The 18560-nt window shown below is 73.9% G+C and carries 16 protein-coding genes and 2 pseudogenes; 9 read left to right on the forward strand and 9 right to left on the reverse strand.

Translation table 11 applies throughout. From position 1 onward, the window contains the following. A pseudogene (locus tag ACFV2S_RS20885) lies at window positions 1-424 on the reverse strand (M56 family peptidase); the annotation flags it as partial. Next, complete coding sequence (locus tag ACFV2S_RS20890) at window positions 421-795, reverse strand: BlaI/MecI/CopY family transcriptional regulator (protein WP_385561040.1); 375 nt, start codon at window positions 793-795, stop codon at window positions 421-423. The gene ACFV2S_RS20890 and the pseudogene ACFV2S_RS20885, both read right to left, overlap by 4 nt. Window positions 796-970: 175 nt before the next feature. On the opposite strand from ACFV2S_RS20890, the gene ACFV2S_RS20895 reads away from it, so the two are divergent. Genes ACFV2S_RS20895 through ACFV2S_RS20905 form a run of 3 tightly spaced genes read left to right on the forward strand, consistent with a single transcriptional unit; the run spans window position 971 to window position 2969 of the window. Then, on the forward strand, window positions 971-1642 hold the full coding sequence (locus ACFV2S_RS20895) for a DedA family protein (protein ID WP_385561042.1): 672 nt from the start codon (window positions 971-973) through the stop codon (window positions 1640-1642). After that, on the forward strand, window positions 1642-2283 hold the full coding sequence (locus tag ACFV2S_RS20900; protein WP_385561045.1) for a phosphatase PAP2 family protein: 642 nt from the start codon (window positions 1642-1644) through the stop codon (window positions 2281-2283). Before ACFV2S_RS20895 ends, ACFV2S_RS20900 begins: the two co-directional genes overlap by 1 nt. Beyond that, a complete protein-coding gene (locus ACFV2S_RS20905; RefSeq protein WP_385561048.1) occupies window positions 2280-2969 on the forward strand; it encodes a phosphatase PAP2 family protein in 690 nt (229 codons plus the stop codon). The genes ACFV2S_RS20900 and ACFV2S_RS20905 overlap by 4 nt, the downstream gene beginning before the upstream one ends. Here the strand turns inward: ACFV2S_RS20905 and ACFV2S_RS20910 are convergent. Continuing rightward, entirely contained in the window at window positions 2951-4108 is a 1158-nt protein-coding gene (locus tag ACFV2S_RS20910) for an ROK family protein (protein WP_385561051.1), read from the reverse strand. The genes ACFV2S_RS20905 and ACFV2S_RS20910 overlap by 19 nt on opposite strands. A gap of 233 nt (window positions 4109-4341) precedes the next feature. On the opposite strand from ACFV2S_RS20910, the gene ACFV2S_RS20915 reads away from it, so the two are divergent. Continuing rightward, window positions 4342-5700, forward strand: coding sequence for a chloride channel protein (locus ACFV2S_RS20915; protein ID WP_385561053.1), 1359 nt, complete (start codon window positions 4342-4344; stop codon window positions 5698-5700). A gap of 122 nt (window positions 5701-5822) precedes the next feature. On the opposite strand, the gene ACFV2S_RS20920 is transcribed toward ACFV2S_RS20915, so the two are convergent. Beyond that, window positions 5823-6152, reverse strand: a complete 330-nt coding sequence (locus tag ACFV2S_RS20920) for a hypothetical protein (protein ID WP_383797160.1) — start codon at window positions 6150-6152, stop codon at window positions 5823-5825. A 189-nt stretch (window positions 6153-6341) separates the two neighbouring features. Here ACFV2S_RS20920 and ACFV2S_RS20925 point away from each other — a divergent pair, with 189 nt between their 5' ends. The 3 genes from ACFV2S_RS20925 (at window position 6342) to ACFV2S_RS20935 (ending at window position 11526) form a co-directional block, all read left to right on the forward strand. After that, window positions 6342-7181 (forward strand): hypothetical protein, encoded by an 840-nt coding sequence (locus ACFV2S_RS20925; RefSeq protein WP_385561056.1) that lies wholly within the window; start codon window positions 6342-6344, stop codon window positions 7179-7181. 157 nt (window positions 7182-7338) lie between these two features. Next, entirely contained in the window at window positions 7339-9954 is a 2616-nt protein-coding gene (gene lanKC, locus ACFV2S_RS20930) for a class III lanthionine synthetase LanKC (RefSeq protein WP_385561059.1), read from the forward strand. 381 nt (window positions 9955-10335) lie between these two features. Next, window positions 10336-11526 (forward strand): hypothetical protein, encoded by a 1191-nt coding sequence (locus ACFV2S_RS20935; protein ID WP_385561061.1) that lies wholly within the window; start codon window positions 10336-10338, stop codon window positions 11524-11526. Window positions 11527-11682: 156 nt separating this feature from the next. On the opposite strand, the gene ACFV2S_RS20940 is transcribed toward ACFV2S_RS20935, so the two are convergent. Further along, the gene (locus tag ACFV2S_RS20940) at window positions 11683-12405 is read right to left on the reverse strand and encodes a TetR/AcrR family transcriptional regulator (protein WP_385561064.1); all 723 of its coding nucleotides are present in this window, start codon (window positions 12403-12405) and stop codon (window positions 11683-11685) included. 176 nt (window positions 12406-12581) lie between these two features. Between ACFV2S_RS20940 and ACFV2S_RS20945 the strand changes: the two genes are divergently transcribed. Further along, a complete protein-coding gene (locus ACFV2S_RS20945) occupies window positions 12582-14318 on the forward strand; it encodes an amidase (RefSeq protein WP_385561067.1) in 1737 nt (578 codons plus the stop codon). A gap of 70 nt (window positions 14319-14388) precedes the next feature. On the opposite strand, the gene tsaD is transcribed toward ACFV2S_RS20945, so the two are convergent. From tsaD to ACFV2S_RS20965, 4 genes are all read right to left on the reverse strand, one after another. Next, window positions 14389-15447: a tRNA (adenosine(37)-N6)-threonylcarbamoyltransferase complex transferase subunit TsaD gene (tsaD, locus tag ACFV2S_RS20950; protein ID WP_385561397.1), complete on the reverse strand. Its 1059-nt coding sequence runs from the start codon at window positions 15445-15447 to the stop codon at window positions 14389-14391. A 150-nt stretch (window positions 15448-15597) separates the two neighbouring features. Next, a complete protein-coding gene (locus tag ACFV2S_RS20955; protein WP_385561071.1) occupies window positions 15598-16362 on the reverse strand; it encodes an anti-sigma factor in 765 nt (254 codons plus the stop codon). Beyond that, window positions 16359-16946, reverse strand: coding sequence for a sigma-70 family RNA polymerase sigma factor (locus ACFV2S_RS20960; protein WP_385561400.1), 588 nt, complete (start codon window positions 16944-16946; stop codon window positions 16359-16361). The genes ACFV2S_RS20955 and ACFV2S_RS20960 overlap by 4 nt, the downstream gene beginning before the upstream one ends. Before the next feature lie 352 nt (window positions 16947-17298). Continuing rightward, a complete protein-coding gene (locus ACFV2S_RS20965) occupies window positions 17299-17928 on the reverse strand; it encodes a fasciclin domain-containing protein (protein WP_385561074.1) in 630 nt (209 codons plus the stop codon). Between the two features lie 391 nt (window positions 17929-18319). Here ACFV2S_RS20965 and ACFV2S_RS20970 point away from each other — a divergent pair. Next, window positions 18320-18560: pseudogene (locus tag ACFV2S_RS20970) on the forward strand (hypothetical protein); the annotation flags it as partial.

Here is an 18560-nt window from a genome sequence, read left to right on the forward strand (position 1 = left end):
CGGGCGGGGCCCCCGGGGGGGGGGGGGGTCGGACCCCCCCCCACCCCCCCCGCGCCCGCGCGCCCCGCGCCCGGGGGGCGGGGCCGGCCCCCCCCGCCCCCGCTTCCGCCAGGCTCCCGCGCGCGGCGGCCGTCGCCGCCACCACGAGCGCTCCGGCCGCCACGGCGGACATCGCCAGCACGAAGACGGGCGGTCCGGCCTGGAGCGGCCGGAGCAGATGGACGAGGGCGGCGGCGCCGGGAAGGCTGAGTGCGAGCGGGAGCAGCAGGACGCCGAGGCAGGCGACGACACCGACGGCCAGTGCGGCGGCGGCGCCGGTGATCGCCACGAGGGCGATGTCCGGGCGCAGGCGCTCGGCGGTCCTGCGCGCCAGGGGCGGCAGGGCCCAGGGCAGCAGGAGGGGAAGGAGGAGGAGGGCGATCACGGGCGCTCTTCCTGCAGGAGGCGGCGGAGCTCGGCCTCGTCGTCGGGGCTGAGCCCCTCGACGAAGCGGGCCAGGACGAGGCCGCGTTCGTCGCCGCCCTGGTCGAGTGCGCGGTGCATGCGGCGGGCGGTCAGGCCGCTGGAGTCCTCCACGGCGAAGTAGACGAAGCCCCGGCCGCCCGGACGGCGTCCGATCACGCCCTTGTCGTGGAGCCGGGCCAGGAGCGTGGCGACCGTAGTGCGCGCCAGGTCCTGGGATATCGACGCCCTCACCTGGGCGGCCGTCTGGGGTGCCCCGGCGGCCCAGAGAGCCGCGAGGACGCTGGCCTCCAGCTCGCCGGCGGGCCTGCGCTCACCTTCGGAGACCGACATGGAACCCCTTCCACCCACATTGCGTCTACAGTGAAGTAGACCGACTACTGTCCTGTAGACAGGATAGGCCGTCGGCGCCGATCCGTGCCCGTCGGGCACAGGGAGGTGGCCCCACGGCCCCTCCCGGTCTCCCGCTCGGCCCGTCCGTGCCCGCCCACCAGAAGGGGCTTCGCCCATGACCCCCGCGCTGACAACCGCGTCACAGGTGCACCTCGCCGTGAACGTGCTCGACGCCCAGTCCCTGCTCGCCGCCTTCGGCACGCTCGGCATCGCCGCCGTCCTCTTCGCCGAGACCGGCCTGCTCGTCGGCTTCTTCCTGCCGGGCGACTCCCTGCTCTTCACCGCCGGCCTGCTCTGCGCCGGCTCGGCCACCCAGCCCGGCCACCTGTCTCTCCCCTGGGTCCTGGTGGCCGCCGCCACCGGGGCCCTGATCGGCGCACAGACCGGCTACCTCCTCGGCCGCAAGGCGGGTCCGGCGTTCCTGGCCCGCTCGAAGTCACGGAAGACCGCGGAGGGAGCCGAACGGGCCGCCGAGATCCTGCGGCGCTACGGGTACGCGAAGGCGATCGTGCTGGCCCGCTTCCTGCCGATCGTACGAACCGTCCTCAACCCTCTCGCCGGTGCCCTCGGCGTCCCGGCGCGCGCCTTCACGACGTGGCAGGTGCTCGGCGGCCTGTTGTGGACGGTCGGTCTCGTCCTGGCCGGATACGCGCTCGGCGCCTCGGTGCCGAACGTCGACCACTACCTCCTGCCGATCATCGGCGTGATCGTCGCCGTCTCCCTGATCCCCGTCGCACTGGAGCTCACCCGCTCCCGGCGAGCGCGCCGGCCGGGCGGGAACGTCTGATGGCCGGAGTGATCACCGCGGCGGCCGTCCCCGCCCCCACCGAGGCCTTCGACGGATCGGGCGTCGACGGGACGGCCTACCTCGACGTCGTCCACAGCGCACAGGCCGCCCCCACCTGGCTCGACCACCTCATCGGCGGCTACTCCACCTACGGCCTGGCCCTGTTCGCCGTCCTCATGCTGGTCGCCTGGTGGCGGGCCCGCGGCCAGGGCCCGGAGCGGGCCGTCCGGGCCCTGGCCGTACCGCTGATCACCGTCGCCGCGTTCGCCGTCAGCAGCCTGCTCAAGGTCGCCGTGCACGAAGCCCGCCCCTGCCAGTCCCTCCACGTGACGGTCCTGGAGGCATGCCCGGCCCCGGGCGACTGGTCCTTCCCCAGCAACCACGCCACCCTCGCCGCGGCCGCGGCCGTCGCCCTGCTGTCCGTCTCCCGACGGCTGGGCGCGGTCGGCCTGGTGGCTGCGGTCCTGATGGCCTTCTCCCGGGTGTGGGTGGGGGCCCACTACCCGCACGACGCCCTCGCCGGGTTCCTCCTGGGCGCCGCCGTGGCGCTCCTCGCCACCTGGGCCGTGCGCCGCGCCCCGGCCTCCCTGCCCGAGCGACTGGTACGCGGTCCCCTGCGCCCCCTGCTGGCCGGGCGATGACCGGCGGCGGGGCGGCCGCCCACCGGTTCGGGCGGGCGGGCGCGGCGGCGGCGGCGCTCTTCGCGCTGCTCGCCACGGCGGTGCTCCACGCCCCGGACGGGCTGCTGCCCGGCGACGCCGCGCTGCACGACTGGTCCCTGACCCACCGGCCCGCCGTCGCCGTGGCCGTGGCCCGGGCCGTCACCGCCACCGGCACCGGGCTCCTTCCGTACGCCCTGGTCGTCCTGGCGGGTCTGGCCGTGGGCGGGACCCGGCGGCGGCGCCTCACCGCCGCCGCGGGGTTCGGCCTGTGCCTCGGCGCCGGCCAGGCACTCCGGTACGCCGCGATGTCCCTGGTCTCCCGGCCACGCCCGCCCGCCGGGGACTGGGCGACGCACGCCTCGGGCTGGTCCTTTCCCTCGGGCCATGCCACCACCGCCGCCATGGCCGCCGGGCTCGTGATCGCCGCGCTGGCGCTGCGCGGGTCACGACTCCCCCGGCTGCCGCTCGTCCTCATCGGCGGATGGGCCGCGTCGGTCGGCCTGACCCGCGTCTACCTCGGTGTGCACTGGTTCTCCGACGTCGTCGCCGGCTGGCTGTTCGCCACCGCCTGGCTGGCCCTGATCGGCTCCGTAGGGCTGTGGCGCGCGCGGCGGCCGGCGGCGGTACGTCGAGTTCCGCCGCGTCTTCACGGGAAGAGCGCCTGAACGCTGACGACGGCGGCGGCGCGGGCCCACTCCTCCCAGGGCAGGGGGCGCAGGGTCAGCGGGCACTTCGCCGCCGCTTTGAAGCAGAGCGCCTCGTAGGTCTCCCTGATGTGCGCGCCGAAGAGGTCGTACGTGTCGAGCCCCTCTCCGGTGACGACGACGCGTTCGGGGCCCAGGAGGCTCACCAGGGTGGCGATACCGGCGCCGATGGCCCTGCCGGCCCGGACGAACGCCTCTCGTGCGGCGGGGTCCCCGTCGCGGGCGAGGCGGACCGCGCCGTCGAAGTCGAGGTCCTCGCGGCCGGTGCCCCGGCGTATCGCGCCGAGGACGGCGTCGCTCGACGCGATCGCCTCGACGCAGCCGGTCCCGCCGCAGTGGCAGCGCGGACCCGCCAGGTCGACGCTGATGTGCCCCATCTCGCCGGCCACCCCGTAGGCGCCGTCGAGCAGCTGACCGTTGACGACGATGCCGGAGCCGATGCCCGCGCCGATGGTGACGAGTGCGAAGTACTCGGTCCCGATGCCCTCGCCGAACCAGTGCTCGGCGACGGTCAACGCCTTGACATCGTTATCCACGGTGACGTGCAATCCGGTCGAACGGGCCACCATGTCGGCGAGCGGCACATCGTGCCACCCGGGGAGCACCGAATAGCGCACGCTCCCACGAGGCCGGTCGACGTCGCCGGAGACGGCGATCCCCAGGTGCCGGGTCCGGGCGCGGAACTCCGGCTCCGCGTCGAGGAGTTCGTCGACCAGTTCGGCGATCAGGGCACACACCGCGACCGGGCCGCGGTCGCCCAGTGGGCGGCTCGCATGGACCCGGGGACGGGACCGCAGGTCGCACACCGTGCCGTACAGGGCGTCGGCACTGATCTTCACCCCCACGAAGAACTCGCGATCCGGGGTGACGGACAGCGGGTTGACCGGGCGCCCCGCTCCCGGAGCGGTCCGCTTCGGAGGGAGTTCGTGCAGGTAGCCGCCGTCGATCAACGGGCGGGCCGCTTTGGTCACCGCGGTCGAGGACAGCCCGGTGCGCCGGGCCAGCTCGACCCGGCTGAGCGGGCTCTCCGCCAGGAGCAGGCTCAGGATGGCGGTTTCGGCCGGGGCGGACACCAACGGCCGGGCTTGTCTCTGGAGCACAGCCGCAACGTACCGTTGAAAATTTAAGTTCGTCCAGTATTGATGTCCGGGAGCGCGGACCCGGGCGAGCCGCCCGGCGAGGGACTCCGCGCGCCTGAACGACCGTCACTCCAACGCCGCACAGTGGCGGTGTGCCCGACCCCGTGCGGCGCCCGACCCGTGGTACCACGTCAGGACGACACCGGTGAACCGCCGCGATCCCGACGAAGGTCGAGCCAAGGAGCTGATGCGCAATGCCGGCCGACAGTCCCGTCGGAGCGCCTGGCAAGCCGCCGCAGGATCCCTTCGCCCTGGTCAGGACCCGCGGCTACGTCGGGCTCCTGGTCATGGCCGCCGTGCTCGGAGTACCGATCTCCGCAGCCGCGTACGGCTTCCTCGCCCTGGTCAACGAGCTCCAGCCGTGGACCTACACCGACCTGCCCAAGGCGCTGGGCTTCGAGGCGACCCCGCCCTGGTGGCCCCTGCCGCTGCTCGCCGTCGCGGGCCTGCTCGTCGGAGCGACCCTCCGCTACCTGCCCGGAACCGGCGGCCACAAGCCCGCCGAGGGACTGTCGACCTCAGGCGCGCCGAAGGCGATCGAACTGCCCGGCATCCTCGTCGCGGCCGTCGCCACGCTGGCCCTCGGTGCCGTCCTCGGCCCCGAGGCACCGCTCATCGCCCTCGGCAGCGGCACGGCCATCTGGCTCGTACGCCTCCTCAAGCCGGACCTCCCGGAACAGGTGGGGGCCGTGGTCGGCGCCGCCGGAAGCTTCGCCGCGGTCAGCACCCTGCTCGGGTCACCCCTCACCGGGGCGTTCCTCCTCATGGAGGCGTCGGGAATCGGCGGGCCGATGCTCGGAGTCGTCCTGGTTCCGGGCCTGCTCGCCGCCGGCATCGGCTCGCTCGTCTTCATCGGCCTGGACAGCTGGACCGGTCTCGGGACGTACTCCCTGGCGCTTCCCGAGGTCCCGCACGCCAGTACACCGGATGTCGCCGAGTTCGGCTGGGCCCTCGTCATCGGACTCGTGGCGGCACTCGTCGGCACGGGCATCCGGCGGCTCGCGCTCCTGGCACAGCCCCGTGTGGAGCGGCACCGGATCGTCGCCACCGTGCTGATGGGCCTGGTGGTCGCGGGACTCGCCATCGCCTTCGCGGAGGGCACGGGGAGAGCCGCGACCGAGGTGCTGTACTCCGGCCAGTCCGCCCTGGGCCCCCTGCTCGCGAACAGCGCCGAATACTCCGTCGGTGCGCTGACCCTGCTCGTCGTGTGCAAGGGACTGGCCTACTGCGCCTCGCTCAGCGCCTTCCGAGGCGGCCCGATCTTCCCGGCGATGTTCCTGGGGGCGACGGGCGGGATCGCGCTGTCCCACCTTCCGGGTCTCGACCTCACCCCGGCGTTCGCGATGGGGATCGGAGCCATGTCGGTCACGATGCTCGGGCTCCCGCTGACCTCGGTGCTGCTGGCGACGCTGTTGCTGGGGTCGCAGGGCATCACCGTCATGCCGCTCGTCATCGTCACGGTCGTGGTCGCCTACGTCGTGTCGAAGCGCCTCAGCCCGGCGCCGGCCGGCTCGGCGCGGGCCGGCGCGCACGGAGACCCGAAACCACGGTGACGTGACGTCGCGTGCGCCGACGCGCACGCGCTCCGTGCGGCTCGGACCGCGGTGGGCCCCGCCGTGGTCCGCTCCGGCGGCGGGACGTCGGCCCGCACGCCGAGCCGGGCGTCCCTGCGTGGTCAGGCGTACCAGTCGGCCTCCGCCGGCCGCGCCCGTCGGGGCACCTCCCGGGCGGGCATGGGCCTGCGTTCCCCGCCCACGAGCAGGGTGCTCTCCGGAACGCCGCCGAGCGCGCCGGGGAGCGTCACCTCGACCTCGATGGTGCGCGGCGGGTCGGTGGGAAGGACCGTGGTCATCACGGTCGTCCCGGCGTGGTGGCCATGGGCGCGGGCGGCGGCGACCTCCTTCCCGTCCACCAGGAGCTCCAGCTCCCGCGTCCCGCCCATCCGCAGGTCCACGGTGACCGAGCAGCCCGCGTACTCGCAGTGAAAGTGATGGTCCCGGCTCATGAGTGCCTCCCTGAAGCACCTGGCGACCGCTTCTCTCCATCGTGGCACCAGGTGACGGCGGCGCCAGCCCTGGATCTCTCTCCCCCGGTCGTCACCGTGATCCTCGTCCGCCACGGGCCCGCACGTCCGGCCCGGTGCGGATCGGCGTTGCACCGGGGGAAGGCCTGGGCGGCGCTCTAGTCTCGGCTCGTGAGCCATGCCGAGCAGCGCACCGAAGGCGCGGGACCGTTCACCACCCGGGTCACCTGGCGCCTCACCGGTGACGGGGAGGCGGTCTGGGAGTCGCGCCTCGCCCGGCGCCGCGGAGTCATCGCCGTCCGGGCGCCGGGGTCGGAGGCCCGACACCGTGCTCGTGCCGACGCGGTGGCGCTCCGCCGCCTGCGCAGGCTCAACGCCGTGGCCGCGACGGCCTTCGTCGTCGGCGGGGCCTTCTTCGCGGCCGGTGCCGGCGTCGCCCAGTTCGGCTCCGCGGACGCCACCCGGCTCGCCACGATCTACTTCGCCGGCGGCCTGTTCTTCAACACCGGCGGCTATGCCTCGCTGCTCCAGGTGATCAACGCGCCCCGCCACGTGGTCGGCGGCCGGGAACTGGTCACCCGCCGCTGGCGGTGGTGGAGCTACGAGCCGATGCGGCTGGACTGGCTGAGCGTCTTCCTGCTGTTCACCGGCACCCTGGTGTTCGGCGTCAACCTGCTGGACTCCTTCCTCCAGGGGCTGAACGTCCACCAGGTCAACCGGCTGATCTGGGTACCCGACGTGGTGGGCTGCGTGCTGTTCCTGGCCTCCGGCCACCTCGCCCTGGTCGAGGTCTGCCACGGCAGGCCCCGCCTGCTCCCGCGCAGCCTCGGCTGGTGGATCGTCGCGGTGAACCAGCTCGGTTCCGTCCTGTTCATGGTCTCGGCCCTCGCCGCGTACACCCGGCTCTCCACCGGCAGCCCGGTGAACATCGACATCGCGAACTGGGGCACGCTCACCGGCGCCCTGTGCTTCTCCGTCGGCGGCGTCCTCCAGTTCTTCGAGCGCCCGTAGGGCCGCCCCGCAGGACTCCCCCCAGGGCCGCCCCGTAGGCACTCCCGCCCGGAACCCCGCGCACACCGCCGCCCGAACCGCCGCCCCGGCTGCCGGTCCCGGTGTCCGGCGCGCGAGACCGTGGGGACGGCCCACCATCCCCCTGTGAGGAGTTCCCGTGCTCGAAGGCTTCGGCGAGTCGCTCGCGGACCGGGAGTACTACCTGCCGCCGGCCGGCGTGGCCGACCCCGGGCCGCGCTTCGCACCCGGCGAGGTGCCGCCGGGCCTGCACGGTGCCGACCAGGGCATCTGGACGGTCTGGGGCAGTCCGCGCACGGCGCTCGCCGACGAGGGCTGGAAGATCCACGTGTCGGCACGCCTCGACCGGGCCCAGCACGTGCTCGACACGGTCGCCGGGATCTGCTTCTCCGAAGGCGTGCCGTTCAAGCACCTGAGCGCCCGGCTCTTCTTCCTGCTCCTCCATCACAAGCACGCGCCACGCGCCCAGTCGGGCAAGTTCTGCGCCGTCTATCCCCCGGACGCGGAGACCGCCCGCCGTCTTCTGGAGCGCCTGCGCGACGCGCTCGACGGGGAGGAGGGGCCGTACGTCCTCACCGACCGGCGCTTCCGGGACTCGCGGACGGTCCACTACCGGTACGGCTCCTTCACCGGCGCCCGCAGCCGGCTGCGGGCCGACGGCACACGGGAGGGGCTCGTCCGGGACGGCTCCGGCCGCGAGGTCGTGGACGCGCGGGTGCCCGCCTTCCACCTGCCCGCGGGGATCACGGACCCCTTCGTCGAGCAGGAGGAGGAGCCGCACGCGGGCCCGATCCTGATCCGCGACTACGAGGTGACCGGCGCCGTGCGCCTGAGCAACGCCGGCGGCGCCTACCGGGCCCGTGACCGGCGGACCGGGCGCACGGTCTTCCTCAAGGAGGCCCGCGCGCACAACGGCCTGCTCTTCGACGGGACCGACGCGCGGCAGCGCCTGCGGCACGAGTACGAGGTGCTGCGCGAGCTGCACGCGGCGGCCCCCGGGGCGGGTCCGGAGCCGCTGGACCACTTCACGGAGTGGGAGCACGACTTCCTCGTCACCGAGTACGTCGCGGGGCAGCCCCTGGTGGGCTGGCTCAGCCGGTCCTCCCCGCTGGCCCGCGCCGACCGCACGGCCGCGTCCGTCGCCGCGTACTACGAGGCGTGCCGGCGGCTGCTGGCCTCGCTGGACGCCTCCCTCGGGCGGCTGCACGCCGCCGGATACCGGTTCGGCGACCTCAGCCTGGGCAATGTCCTGGTCACGCCCTCGGGCGAGGTCCGTCTCGTGGACTTCGAGGCGGCCTCGGCCCTGTCCGCAGCCCCGTCCCCGATGGGCACGCCGGGGTTCACTCCACCGCCGGGACTGCGCCGGGCCGGCACCGATCCGCTGCTGCAGGACCGGTACGGCGCGTCGGCGGTCGCGCTCGCCTTCCTGGCGCCGTTCCACGAGGTCGCCGAACACGCGCCCGCCCGCCTCGCCCTGCTGCGCCGCGATCTGGCGGAGGTGGCTCCGCCGCAGGACCTGTGGCGGCGGGCGACGGCCTTCCACCGGACGGAGGGCCGGGCGGAGGAGCCGTACGGGTCCGGCCGCGCGCCCTCCCCCGCCGAGCTGGACAGCGATCCGCGCGGCTGTCTCACCCGGCTGGCCGAGCAGGTGGCCGGGGGGCTCCTGGAGATGGCCGACGCCCGCAGGCCGGAGTGGGCCTTCCCGCCCTCGCCCGAGGCGTTCCGGACCAACAACGTGTGCCTGGCCTACGGCACGGCCGGGGTGCTGCACGCCCTGCACCGCGTCGGGGCGGCGGTGCCGGAGGAGGTTCTCGAACGGCTGCGCCGCGACGCGCTGGCGCAGCGCGAAGCACTGCCGCCCGGACTGCTCGTCGGTTCGGCCGGCGTCGCCCGTGTGCTGGCCGGGCTCGGCCGGCTGGACGAGGCCGTCGAGCTGCTGGAGGACGCCGACGGCCACCCGCTCACCGCCTCCTGCGCCACACTGGCCGGCGGGCGGGCCGGCGTCGGCCTGGGCTGGCTCGCGCTGCACCGGCTGACCGGGGAGAGCAGCCACCTGGAGCGGGCCGCCGCCGCGGGGGAAGGCCTGCTGCGCACCCCCGATCTGCCGGCCGCTCTCGGCGAGCACGACGCCCGCGGCCTGCTGCACGGCCGCTCCGGGCTCGCCCTCTTCCTCCACCGCCTGGCCCGTGCCACCGGCGAGGAGCGCTTCCTGGAGGCGGGGCGCCTGCTGCTCCACCAGGAGCTGGACAGGACCTTCCCGCTGGACGACGGCGCCCTGTCGCTCTCCGACGACGCGCGGCTCACCCGCGCCATGCCGTACCTGGCCACGGGCGCGGCCGGCCTGGCGGCCGTGCTCACCCGCTACGCGGCCACCACGCCGGACGAGCGCTGTGCCGCGGCACTGCCGCGGCTGGTCGCCGGCATCCGGGTCTCCCGCGCCACGAAGGAGGCGGGCCTGTACCGCGGGCTGGCCGGACTGACCTGGTTCCTCACCGAGCACGCCGCGCTGACCGGCACGGACGCGGCGCGCGGGGACGCGGTGCGTGCCGCGACCGGCCTGTGGAAGTACGCCGTCCCGTACCGGCGCGGGGTCCGCTTCCTCGGAGCTGGGTCGCAGCGGTTCACCGCCGACCTGTCCACCGGCGGGGCCGGTGTCCTCCTGGCCCTGCACCGCCTGCTGACCGGCCCGGTCCTGGCGGAACCCCGACAGGAGCGTCCCCGCACCGCTCCGCCCCGGCTCCCGGCAGCCGTCTGACGGCACCGGACGGGCCTCCCCCGAACCCCTCGGCACGGCGGCGAACACCTCCGTGCCGGGGTACGCAGCGACCGAACGACACGAACCCGACAGGAAAGAGGAGATCATCCATGAGCCAGATCCTCGCGCTCCAGGCCCTGGACACCGAGCCGGAGGCCGACGCGCTCGTCCCCTGCTTCAGCGTCGCCTGGAGCATCAGCGACATCTTCCCCGAGCCGATGTAGCGAGCCGGGACCCGGAACGGCCGGGACCGGTGGTCCTGCCACCGGCCCCGGCCCGCCGCGTTCACCGGGTGGTCACGGGTACGGGACGGGGTGCGGTTTCCCCCGTCGGAGCCGCGGACCATACTGGTCGGGCCCTGATCGCCGACCGAACGGTTCCATGGCCAAGAACAGCACCGCATCGACCACCGTCCCCGACACCGCCTGGCTCGGGCGCGGGCGTCACCTCGGGCCCGAGCCCGAGCGGGACGTCCGGCGCAACCTGCTCGCCCTCAAGGCGGCCCGGGTGATCGACGACTTCCTGGACCTCGACCCCGTCGAGGCGGCCCGTTCCAGCGACCTGTACCCCCGGGACGAGTCCGCCGACCCGGGGCCGTCGGCCCGCCGTCTCTTCGAGGCCCGCTGGCGCGTCGCCGACGGCGTCACCGTGCGCGCCCAACTGACCACGTACGAGCCCGAGTCCCGCCGGGCGGAGGGCGAGGGTGTCCCCTGGTTCCTCGCCGCCGAGGCCGAGCTGCCGTGGGACGCGGACTGGCCCTCACCGGCCACCGTGTTCTGGCCCGACAGCGACCAGGTCGCGTGGGACCACGAGACGGTTCCGGACGTGCGCCTGCGGACGACGAACCATCTGCCGCAGGACGACGGCGAGTTGCGCCGGCTGCTGCGGGCCTGCACCCGGCAGAGCTGGTTCGTCCATGTCGTGGTGCACGAGGCGATGACGCCGGACGCCCTGGGGCGCCGGCCGATCACGGCGTTCCTGCCGCCCAGCCTGCGGCACCGGGTGGTCGAGCACCGGGCCACGCCGGACCAGGCGCTGATCGCCGACTTCGCGATGAAGCGCGAGCTGGGTGTCGGGATCCCGCGCGGCGGCGCCGTCATCCTGCCGCCCGCCCCGCACGCCCTCGATGACCACGCGGAACGCTTCACCGTACGCAACGTCTTCCTGGACGGCACGGAACCCACCGAACTCCTGGACAAGATCAAGGAGTTCGCCTCGCTGCCCCAGCGGCTGCCGGCCGACGCCGAACCGGTCCTGACCCGGCTGCGCCAAGGCTGGCACCTGCTCACCCCCGACGAGGAACTGGTCCACGCACGGGCCATGGTCACCCAGTACGCCAGGGCACTCGAGTCCATGACCGCGTCCTGCGACCTCTACCGGGAGGCGGCCGAGTCGGCGCTGGAGGCCCTCGCCGAGGCGACCGGCGGCGACGGCGCGCCCCGCACGGCGCCGGCGGTGTCGACGACGGCCAAGGAGGACCCCTCTCCCTGGAAGAGCCTCACCAAGACGCTCGCCCGTTTCCGGGGCCCGACCCCTCCGGCACCGGAAGGGGGCCAGCCGCACGACGGGTGAGAGGGCTGCCCGAGGCGCTTCCGCCGGACCGTGCGGGGTCGCGCACGGTCCGCCCGGGCGCCGGAAGCCACTGAGGACCGAACGGAGGTCGCGGGCCGCGGTGGCGGACACGGCCCGTCCTACGAGCAGCCCCCGGGTCGGCGGCTCCGCCCGTCGTCAGGCCTGACCGGCCGGGCGCAGTTCGCGCGTCAGGGCGGACACGGCGAACGCGTGCGCGGAGGTGTCCTGCCAGCGGGACCGTCCGAACATCACGTCCTCGGAGAGACCGCTCAGCATCGCCACGGCCCGGATGGTGAACTCGGGGAGGTCCACTTCGGCGAAGCATCCCAGGTCCCGGCCCTCACGGAGGATGGCTTCCAGTCGCTCGTCCCAGCCGTCGAGCAGTCCCGTGAGGATGCGCCGGCCCTCCTCGTCGTGGCGCTGGGCCAGCACCTGCGTCCACAGTGCGTAGCGTTCGTCGCCCTGGTGGCGGGGCAGGTAGAAGCGGACGAACAGGTCGAGCTTCTCGGCGGGGGACCCTGCCCGGTCGACGGCCTCCTGGAACCGCGCCCAGAGGTCCGCCTGACTCCAGGCGAGGACTTCGAGCAGCAGCCGGTCCTTCTTGCCGAAGTGGTAGAGGATGTGGCCGGTGCTCATGCCGGCCCGCGCGGCGATGTCCGACATCCGCAGGGCCGCGGTGCCCTTCTCGGCGATGACACTGATGGCGGCCCGCATCGCCCGCCCCCGCGCTTCGTCCCCGCTGGGCTGGCGCCTCCTGTCCATCGGCGCCCGCGCCCCGGACCGCGAGGCGGCGCCGGTCTCGACGACCGCCGGCCCGGTCACGCCCTCCGGCGGGAGCGAGGGGTCGGGCGCCGTGGCTCCGGTCTCTGACGTCGGCATGTGCTCACTTTCGGTTACGGAATCCGGGTCCCCATTCTAGGTTCCGCAACTCTAGACCGTTAGTCTAGACTGAAGATCTAGTCAGCACGATGGGGAGTGTGACGGCCGGCCGTGTACGGCCTCCCCGACGGCCAGCGGCCGCGCGTGCCCCGCTCACCAACCGAGGAGACACCCGTATGACGCGCGGTTTCGATGTTGTGGAGACCTGTATCGCCGACCTGCGCGCGGCGCTGGAGAAGGGCGAGACCACCTCGGTCGAGCTGCTCGACGCCTACCTCGCGCGGATCGACGCGTACGACCGGCCCGGTACGGCCACCGCCCTCAACGCGATGGTCGTGATGAACCCGGACGCCCGCGCCGAGGCGGAGGCCTCCGACGCCCGCCGCGCCCGGGGCGAGACGCTGGGCCCGCTGGACGGCATCCCGTACACCGCGAAGGACAGCTACCTCGCGAAGGGCCTGACGGTCGCGTCCGGCTCCCCCGCCTTCGAGCACCTCGTCGCCCAGCGCGACGCCTTCGCCATCGAGCGGCTGCGCGCGGGCGGGGCCGTCCTGATCGGCCTCACCAACATGCCGCCCATGGCGAACGGCGGCATGCAGCGCGGCGTGTACGGGCGCGCGGAGAGCCCGTACAGCGCCGAGTGGCTCACCAGCGCGTACGGCTCCGGCTCCTCGAACGGCTCCGGCACGGCGACGGCGGCATCGTTCGGCGCGTTCGGCCTCGGCGAGGAGACCTGGTCCTCGGGCCGCGCCCCCGCCTCGAACAACGCCCTGTGCGCCTACACCCCCAGCCGCGGCGTGATCTCGGTCCGCGGCAACTGGCCGCTCGTACCGACCATGGACGTCGTCGTCCCGCACACCCGCACCATGGCCGACCTGCTGGAACTGCTCGACGTCGTCGTCGCCGACGACCCGCACACGCGCGGGGACCTGTGGCGCGCGCAGCCGTGGGTGGCGCTGCCCTCCCCGTCGCGGGTGCGCCCCGCCTCCTACCCGTCCCTCGCGCCCGCCGACGCCGAGGCCGCGACGGCCGCGCTCGCCGGCAAGCGCGTCGGCGTGCCGCGGATGTACATCAACGCCGACCCGGACGCGGGCACGAACCCCGACGGAGGCATCGGCGGCCAGACCGGGCAGCGCGTCGACACCCGTCCCTCGGTCATCGCGCTCTGGGAGGCGGCCCGCCGCGACCTGGAGGCCGCCGGCGCCGAGGTGGTCGAGGTCGACTTCCCCGTCGTGTCGAACTACGAGTCCGACCGGCCCGGCGCGCCCTCGCTGTTCACCCGCGGACTGATCAGCCGCGACTACCTCACCTTCGAGATCGAGGACCTGTCCGCCTGGTCGTGGGACGACTTCCTGCGCGCCAACGGCGACCCGGCGCTCTCCAGCCTGGCCGACGTCGACGGGACCCGCATCTGGCCCAAGCAGGAGGGCGAACTGCCCGACCGCTACGAGGGCTTCGACGACACCATCGGCGACTACCCGCGCTTCGTGCGCGAGCGCCCGTACGCCTCCCTCGCCGACATGCCGCTCCTCGAGCAGGGCCTGCGCGGACTCGAGGAGACGCGCCGGGTCGACCTGGAGCTGTGGATGGACGGCCTGAGCCTGGACGCGGTGGTCTTCCCCGCCGTCGCGGACGTGGGCCCCGCGGACATGGACGTCGACGTGGCGTCCGCCGACCTCGGCTGGCGCAACGGCGTCTGGGTCGCCAACGGCAACCTCGTCCCCCGCCACCTCGGCATCCCGACCGTGACCGTGCCCATGGGCACCATGACGGACACCGGCATGCCGGTCGGCCTGACCTTCGCCGGCCGCGCCTACGACGACAACGCCCTGCTGACCCTCGCCGCGGCCTTCGAGAGGACCGGCACCCGACGCACGGAACCGACGCGCACGCCGCGCCTGTCGGCGGAGTGAGCTGACGCGGGCCTCCGGATGCCGCCGCCCGCCACGGCGGCGGCTCCCGGGGGCAGCTCGACGACCGGGATCAGGCGGCGATCGCCCGGGCCGCCGGCAGCGGGGTCAGGGAGGCGTACTCCAGCGGGGCCGACGGGTCGATCGAGACGTCCAGCGGGGCGGGCTCGGCACCGGACCGTACGAGGAGGTCGCCGACGGCCGCGATCATGGCGCCGTTGTCCGTGCACAGCGTCATCGGCGGCACGCGCAGCTCCACCCCGGCGGCGGCGCACCGCTGCTCGGCCAGGGCGCGGACGCGGGAGTTCGCGGCGACGCCGCCGACCACGATCAGCGTCTTCACGTCGTACGCCGTGCAGGCGGCGAGGGCCTTGCGGGTCAGGACGTCGGCGACGGCCTCCTGGAGGGCCGCGGCACCGTCCGCGACGGGCAGGTCGAGCCCCTGGGCCCGGTGCCTCTCGACCCAGCGGGCGGCGGCCGTCTTGAGGCCGGAGAAGGAGAAGGCGTACGGGTCGTCCCCGGGCCGCGTGAGCGGGCGGGGGAAGTCCACCGCGCGCGGATCGCCGTCGCGGGCGGCCCGGTCGATGGCCGGCCCTCCCGGGTAGGACAGGCCCATGACGCGGGCGACCTTGTCGAAACACTCCCCCGCCGCGTCGTCGAGCGTGTCGCCCAGGTGCAGGATCGGCTCCCGCACCAGGTCCCGGACGAGGAGCAGGGAGGTGTGACCGCCGGAGACGATCAGCACCACGCACGGGGCGGGCAGCGGGCCGTGCTCCAGCGTGTCGGCGGCGACGTGCCCCGCGAGGTGGTGCACTCCGTAGAGCGGTACCCCCGCCGCGTAGGCGAGCGTCTTGGCTCCGGCCAGCCCCACCTGGAGCGCGCCGGAGAGGCCGGGTCCGGTGGTGACGGCGACCGCGTCGATCTGGCCGAGCCGCAGCCCCGCCCGGTCGAGCGCCTCCCTCACCACCGGGTTGAAGGCCTGGAGGTGCGCCCGGGCGGCGATCTCCGGCACCACACCGCCGAAGAGGGCGTGCTCGTCCATGCTCGACGCCACGACGTGCGCGAGGAGCTTCCCGTCCCGCACGATCCCCGCGCCGGTCTCGTCGCACGACGACTCGATCCCCAACACCACTGGTCCGCCCACTGCGCCACTCCCTTTTGCACGAATCCTGCAACTGCAATATATGTGCAGCAAGAGGGGGTGATCGCCTGGCGCCCCTCCCGCCCGTCTCCATGGCGGGGGCCTTGCGGCCACGTGGCACGTGACCGCAAGGCCCCTGCGTCAGGTCGGCAGGGCCAGGAGGAGGAGAGGGGTCGTGGTGGGCTCGGCCGAGCCCGCGACCGGTTCGAGGGTGAGGCCGACGGCGGTGGCGTCGGCCGGGTCGCCGTCGAGGGGGACGGTGCCGTCGGAGTGGATGAATCCGGCGGGCCTCATCGTGCCGTCCTGGTCGAGCCACAGCTGGTAGGTCTTGCCCGGCTCCGGAGCCGGCAGGCCGGTGGCGGTGAAGACGGCCCGGTTCTGACGGTCGGAGCTGACGACCGTGGTGACGGCCCCGTTGCTGGCCCGGCCGTGGACGGCGCGGGCGTCCGGTGCGGCGAGCACGGAACTGACGGTGTCGAGCTGCTGCTCGGCCTGCTGTGCCTGATTCCGGGCGTCCTGGCTCTGCTGGTACTGCCAGGCGGCGAGGCCGGCGAAGGAGACGGCGGCGGCCAGGCTGGCCGCGAGGGCCAGGGGGACGGCCTTGCGCCGCAGAGCGCGCGTGAGCCGCCGGGGCGAGCCGGTCGCGGGGAGCTGCGGCGGGACCTGGGGCGGAAGCTGGCGCACACCGTCGATGGCCGCCATGGTCCGCTGCTTGAGGGCGGCCGGCGGGTCCTGGGCGGCGGCTCCTGCCAGCCGGGCGGCGGTCGCCTCGAAGTCGGCCACGTCCCTGCGGCAGTCCTCGCACCGCGGGACGTGCGCGGCGAAGTCGTCCCGTTCGCCGGGGTCGAGCGCGTCGAGGGCGTAGGCGGCCGCGAGGGTGTGGATGTCGGAGTGGTGCTGGTTCATGTGGTCACCCCCATGCAGTCGCGGAGCCGGATCAGTCCGTCGCGCATGCGTGTCTTGATGGTGGGAAGCGGCGTGTGCAGCGTTTCGGCGACTTCACGGTAGGTGAGTCCCCCGTAGTAGGCGAGGGTGACGGACTGACGCTGGAGTTCGGTGAGACCGCGCAGGCAGCGGCGTACCTGTTCGCTCTCCAGCCGGGTCTCCACCTGTTCGGCGACCTCGTCGAAGGCGGTGGTGTGCTCGCGGGCGGCCTGGGCGTGCTCGCGGTCGGTCGCGGCCTGGGCGGAACGCACCCGGTCCACGGCCCGGCGGTGGGCGATGGTCGACGCCCAGGCGGTGACGCTGCCCGCGGCGGGCTGGTAGCGGGCCGCCTGCCGCCACAGGTCGATCATGACCTCCTGCGTGACCTCCTCCGACTGGGCCCGGTCGCGCAGGATTCTGAGCACGATGCCGAACACCGTCGGTGCGAGGGCGTCGTAGAGGGTGGAGAACGCGCTCTGGTCGCCCTGGGCGACCTTCCCCATCACGTCGGCGAGGACGTGGTGGGGGGACGGATCGGGGTCTCCGAGGGGAACGGGCCGGTTCACCGTGCGGGCTCCGTGCGTGGGGACCAGACGCAGCCGTCCGGGACGGCCGTCCGGGGGCGGGGTGTCCATCGCATGCGGATCCTTGATCGGAAGGAGGGGCCGGCCGCGGGGACGCGGGCTGCGGCCACAGAGCCGGGGTCGGCCTGTGCAGACTCTTCGTAGCGGACAGGCGTACGGATGGGAGACGTTTTCACCGTGGCCTCCCGGCTTGGGTCACCCGTACGAGTGAAGGCGATCCGAGCCGATCCTCTCAGGGGCCCGGAAGTGCCCCGGGACCGGCTCGCCTCCCAGGCGGGAAGGGCGGTGCGCCACCGCGTCGGCCGGTGGCGCACCGCCCTTCGGCGTCCCGGGACTACTTCGGCATGAGGACGGTGTCGACGATGTAGACGGTGGCGTTGGCGGTGGGCACGTTGCCGCAGACGACCTTGGAGGAGTCGTTGACGGTGAACTCCTCACCGGAGCCCTCGGTGGTGATCTTGCCCTTCTCCAGGGTCTCGAAGGAGCCGCTCTCCAGCTGCTTCGGCGTCAGCTTCTGACCCACCACGTGGTAGGTGAGGATCTTGGTGAGCGTGGCCTTGTCGGCGAGGACCTTGTCCAGGTCCGCCTTCGGGATCTTCGCGAAGGCGTCGTTCGTCGGCGCGAAGACCGTGATGTCCTTCGCGTTGTTCAGCGTGTCCACGAGCCCGGCCTTCTTCACCGCCGTGACCAGCGTCGACAGGGCCGGGTTGTTCGAAGCGGCCGTGGCCACCGGGTCCTTGGCCATGCCGTCGAACGAACCCGCCCCCGACTGCGGCACACCCGCACACGCCGGGCCGAAGGGGCCGTCGGCCGGCATCGCGCCCGAGGACGTCGGCGCGGCCGACGACGCGGCCCCGTCGGACGTCGCGGCGCTCCCCGAGCCGGAACAGGCGGCGAGGGCGAACGGCAGGGTGGCCGCGGCGGCGACGATCACCGCGGAACGACGGAATCGGAGGGTGTTCATGAGGTGCTCTCCTGAGGGTGTCGCGTTTGTACTGAGGCTGCGGGGAGCATCCGGCGGCGGCCGCTCACGGCACCCGGCGGTCGCCGGTGGCGGAGGGTCTTCACGTCGGTGCTCATGTCCGCTATTCGGAGCGGAGCCCGCGCCGGATGGGAGCCGTCCGGCGATCCCCCTCGCCGGGCCCGCGGCACCGGTGGGACCAGGCGGCTCCCCGCCCTGTCCCGGGCCCCGTCGCCGGATTACGCCCGGATGGCGACGCTTGATGCCACGTTAGGTATCGAAAGAACTACGCCAAGTCGCCGGTCGGGACGAGGAGGCTGACGGTGGGCAGGTCGCTGCGATTCGAGAAGCCGACAGACAGTCAGCCGACGCATGCGACGGAAGGAAGTCTTCAATGCGCTCTGCCCGCATTCTCTTCGCCGCGACCGCCGCCGCCGGCACCCTGGCGCTCGTCGCACCCGCCGCCTACGCCAGCACCGCGGGCGACTGGGACAAGGACGACCAGTCCCACAGCCGGCAGCAGGACCACGACAAGCCGCACGGCGGCGTCCACACCGGCTCCGGCGCCCTCTCGCTCGCCGACGGGGACGACTGGTCCAAGGACGACCAGAAGAAGGACGACTGGTCCAAGGGCC

This window comes from Streptomyces sp. NPDC059695, from assembly GCF_042733785.1.
In the GTDB taxonomy this organism is placed as follows: domain Bacteria; phylum Actinomycetota; class Actinomycetes; order Streptomycetales; family Streptomycetaceae; genus Streptomyces.

Coding starts and splice junctions, on each gene's coding strand:
- ACFV2S_RS20890 (WP_385561040.1), bottom strand. CDS start 795: ATGTCGGTCTCCGAAGGTGAGCGCAGGCCCGCCGGCGAGCTGGAGGCC.
- ACFV2S_RS20895 (WP_385561042.1), top strand. CDS start 971: ATGACCCCCGCGCTGACAACCGCGTCACAGGTGCACCTCGCCGTGAAC.
- ACFV2S_RS20900 (WP_385561045.1), top strand. CDS start 1,642: ATGGCCGGAGTGATCACCGCGGCGGCCGTCCCCGCCCCCACCGAGGCC.
- ACFV2S_RS20905 (WP_385561048.1), top strand. CDS start 2,280: ATGACCGGCGGCGGGGCGGCCGCCCACCGGTTCGGGCGGGCGGGCGCG.
- ACFV2S_RS20915 (WP_385561053.1), top strand. CDS start 4,342: ATGCCGGCCGACAGTCCCGTCGGAGCGCCTGGCAAGCCGCCGCAGGAT.
- ACFV2S_RS20920 (WP_383797160.1), bottom strand. CDS start 6,152: ATGAGCCGGGACCATCACTTTCACTGCGAGTACGCGGGCTGCTCGGTC.
- ACFV2S_RS20935 (WP_385561061.1), top strand. CDS start 10,336: ATGGCCAAGAACAGCACCGCATCGACCACCGTCCCCGACACCGCCTGG.
- ACFV2S_RS20940 (WP_385561064.1), bottom strand. CDS start 12,405: ATGCCGACGTCAGAGACCGGAGCCACGGCGCCCGACCCCTCGCTCCCG.
- ACFV2S_RS20945 (WP_385561067.1), top strand. CDS start 12,582: ATGACGCGCGGTTTCGATGTTGTGGAGACCTGTATCGCCGACCTGCGC.
- ACFV2S_RS20955 (WP_385561071.1), bottom strand. CDS start 16,362: ATGAACCAGCACCACTCCGACATCCACACCCTCGCGGCCGCCTACGCC.
- ACFV2S_RS20965 (WP_385561074.1), bottom strand. CDS start 17,928: ATGAACACCCTCCGATTCCGTCGTTCCGCGGTGATCGTCGCCGCCGCG.